This is a genomic window from Pseudonocardia pini (assembly GCF_013870575.1).
Classification (GTDB): Bacteria; Actinomycetota; Actinomycetes; order Mycobacteriales; family Pseudonocardiaceae; genus Pseudonocardia; species Pseudonocardia pini.
Window position 1 is genome coordinate 1 of the sequence record NZ_JACBXB010000661.1, and the last position, 3,215, is coordinate 3,215.

Annotated in this window: 3 protein-coding genes; 1 reads left to right on the top strand and 2 read right to left on the bottom strand. The window is 72.4% G+C overall.

Features of this window, described 5'->3' with window-relative positions; genetic code table 11:
• On the top strand, window positions 1–1,775 hold a 1,775-nt coding region (locus tag H5J29_RS26720), incomplete at its 5' end, for a PhoX family protein (RefSeq protein WP_181783767.1).
• Window positions 1,776–1,839: 64 nt separating this feature from the next.
• On the opposite strand, the gene H5J29_RS26725 is transcribed toward H5J29_RS26720, so the two are convergent.
• Window positions 1,840–2,646, bottom strand: a complete 807-nt coding sequence (locus H5J29_RS26725; protein WP_181783768.1) for a VldE C-terminal domain-containing protein — start codon at window positions 2,644–2,646, stop codon at window positions 1,840–1,842.
• 161 nt (window positions 2,647–2,807) lie between these two features.
• Window positions 2,808–3,215, bottom strand: a 408-nt coding sequence (locus H5J29_RS26730) for a VldE C-terminal domain-containing protein (protein ID WP_512700139.1), incomplete at its 5' end; no start/stop codon positions are given.

A 3,215-nucleotide genomic window follows, 5' to 3' on the forward strand; every position in this document is an offset into this window, starting at 1 on the left:
GACCCAGCTCGACGAGCAGCAGCTTCAGTCCCTCGTGCCCGATCGACACGGTCCCGCCGAACACCGACGACGCCGTCCGCGTCCCCCGCGGGTACGCGCAGCAGGTCGTGGTGCGGTGGGGCGACCCGATCCTGCCGGGCGCCCCGGAGTTCGACTTCGAGGCCCAGACGGCCGCGGCGCAGGCCCAGCAGTTCGGCTACAACAACGACTTCTGCGGCCTGATCCTGCTGGAGGGCCCCGCGCGGCGGTGGGTCATGTTCTCGAACCACGAGTACACGATCGAGCCGCTGATGTTCCGCGAGTACGACGCGGCGGCCCCCACCGACGAGCAGGTCCGGATCGGGCTGGCGGCGCACGGGCTCTCGGTCGTCGAGATCGTCCGCGACCGCGAGGGCCGGATCACCGTGGACCGCGAGGGCTCCCGCAACCGGCGGTTCACCGGCACCTCGGAGTTCGTGCTCGACGGGCCCGCCGCGGGTTCCGCGCTGCTGCGGACCGCCGCGGACCCGACCGGGACCGTCGTGCTCGGCACGTTCAACAACTGCTCGGGCGGCGTGACGCCGTGGGGCACGTTCCTGTCGGGCGAGGAGAACGTCAACCAGTACTTCGCCAACGCCGACCCGGCGGACCCGAGGCTGGCCCGGTACGGCTTCGCGGAGGGGGCCTCGGAACGGGCGTGGGAGACCGTCGAACCGCGGTTCGACCTGGCCGCGAACCCGAACGAGGCCAACCGGTTCGGCTGGGTCGTCGAGGTCGACCCGCACGACCCGCACTCCCGGCCGGTGAAGCACACCGCGCTCGGCCGGTTCAAGCACGAGGGCGCGACCGTGCGGCTGTCCCGGGACGGCCACGCCGTCGCCTACCTGGGCGACGACGAGCGCTTCGACTACGTCTACAAGTTCGTCTCGGCCGAGACGATGCAGAACGGGCAGAGCCGCCGCGCCCGCGAGCACAACCTGTCCCTGCTGTCCGACGGCACGCTGTACGTCGCGAGGTTCACCGGGGACGGCGCGCAGGACGGCGAGTTCGACGGGACCGGTGAGTGGGTCGCGCTCGCCTCCGGCACCACCAGCTTCGTGCCGGGCATGTCGGCCGAGGAGGTCTACGTCTTCACCCGTGAGGCCGGGGACCGGGTCGGGGCGACGAAGATGGACCGACCCGAGGACGTCGAGCCGCACCCGCGGACCGGCAAGGTCTACCTGGCGTTGACCAACAACACCGACCGCGGCAAGGCGGGCAAGGCCGGGCCGGACGAGGCCAACCCGCGCGCGGACAACAAGCACGGGCACGTCATCGAGCTGACCGAGGCGGACGACGACCCCACCGGCACCCGGTTCGCCTGGTCGATCCTGCTCGTCTGCGGGGACCCGGCCGATCCCTCGACCTACTTCGGCGGGTTCGACAAGTCCCAGGTCAGCCCGATCACGTCGCCGGACAACCTGGCGTTCGACGCCCACGGCAACCTCTGGATCTCCACCGACTCCGGGGCCGCCCTGGAGCAGAACGACGGCCTGTTCGGCGTCTCGCTCACGGGTGCCACGCGGGGTCGGACGACGCAGTTCGCCTCGGTGCCGATCGGCGGGGAGACCTGCGGCCCGGTCGTCACCGAGGACTTCGTGCTGATCTCGGTGCAGCACCCGGGAGACGTCGACGACGCCTCCCCGGCCAACCCCGGCTCGCACTGGCCCGACGGCGGTGACTCCCAGCCGCGCCCCGCCGTGGTGAACATCTGGCACGAGGGCGAGAACGGCCGCCCCGCCCGCATCGGCCTCTAGCGTTGTGGAGCCACAACTGTCGGCTCGGGGCCCGAGAACGACAGTTGTGGCTCCATGACGCGGGTCAGGTGCAGAGGTCGGGGTCGGGGGTTCCGCTGCCCGCGCCCCGTTCGAAGCTGATGTGCACGTGGTCGAAGTGGTTCTCGGTCTCGCCGCCGCGGTTCTCCATCCGCTCCCAGCCCGAGCCGTAGTTGATGCGCTGCTCCCAGATCACGTACGAGATGCCCAGGGCCTGGCGGTTCTCCAGCGCGCACTCCGCGATCCGGTCGCCCTGCTCGCCGCGCGTCATGAGGTCGAGCGCCCGGCCCGTCGGATGGTCGGAGACGCGGCCGCGCCCGGCGACGCCGATGAGGTCCGGCTGGTCGTAGAGGCACGACAGGAACCGGGCGGCCTCGCGCACGTGCGACTTCACCGCACCCAGGTCCGAGAGGTCGGCCTCGCAGCTCACCCGGGCCTCGCGCGCGAGGCGGGCCTCCTCGGCCGCACGAGCGGCCTCGTTGAGCGCTGCGGACTTGAGCAGGTTCTCGGCCGCGACCGGCGGCTCGACCTCGCGACGGACGGGCAGCACGGTGGAGGCGAGGAGACCGCCGTCGACCGCGAGGAACTCCGGCTCCTCCGCGTCGACCACGTCCGACGACGCCAGCCCGATCTGCGCGGTGGACGGCACCGGCTCGGCCACCGGGATCAGCGTGGCCGCAGGGGCCGCCACCGCCAGCGCACCACCGGCGACCGCGGCCGCGGTGACGCCGCGCCGCAGCGCACAGCGCTGGGACTCGGGGAGCGGGGCGCCGGCGCCCGCGAGCAGACGGCGCACGTCGACCGTCTCCGCAGCACCGGTCGCACCCGCGGCGGGGGAGCGGTGCCGCGACACGACCTGCCTTCTCGAACCGTCGGCCCGGGCGGAGCACTGGGGATGCCCGTCGGGGAGCCGGACCGTCGTGTTCGCCACCGAATGTAGCGGAGAGGTCACGAAACGCCCGTGTCACTCACGCACCGTGAGGTGTGCGTGCCCGCGAGCGCGGTGAACGGTCGTCAGCAGCGGACCGGGTCGCCCGATCCCGCCGACTTCTGGAACGAGATGTGCACGTGGTCCTCGTGGTTGGCCGTGGGGCTGCCGCGGTCCTCCATGGGTTGCCAGCCGGAACCGGTGTTGATCTGCTGGTCCCAGATCACGTACGAGACGCCGAGGGCCTGCATGTTCTCCAGCGCGCACGCGGCGATCGAGTCGCCGGTCGCCTGGTCGCTGGTCATGAAGTCCGCGGCGAGGCCGGACGGGTGGTCCGACGCGTTGCCGCGGCTGCCGACGCCGAGGACCTGCGGCTGCCCGTACTGGCACCCGAGGAACTCGGCGGCCTCGGACACCCAGGGCTTCACCGCGCCGAGGCTCGCCGTGCTCATCCCGCACGAGGTGCTGCCCGAGCCCGCCCGCAGCGTCTGGCC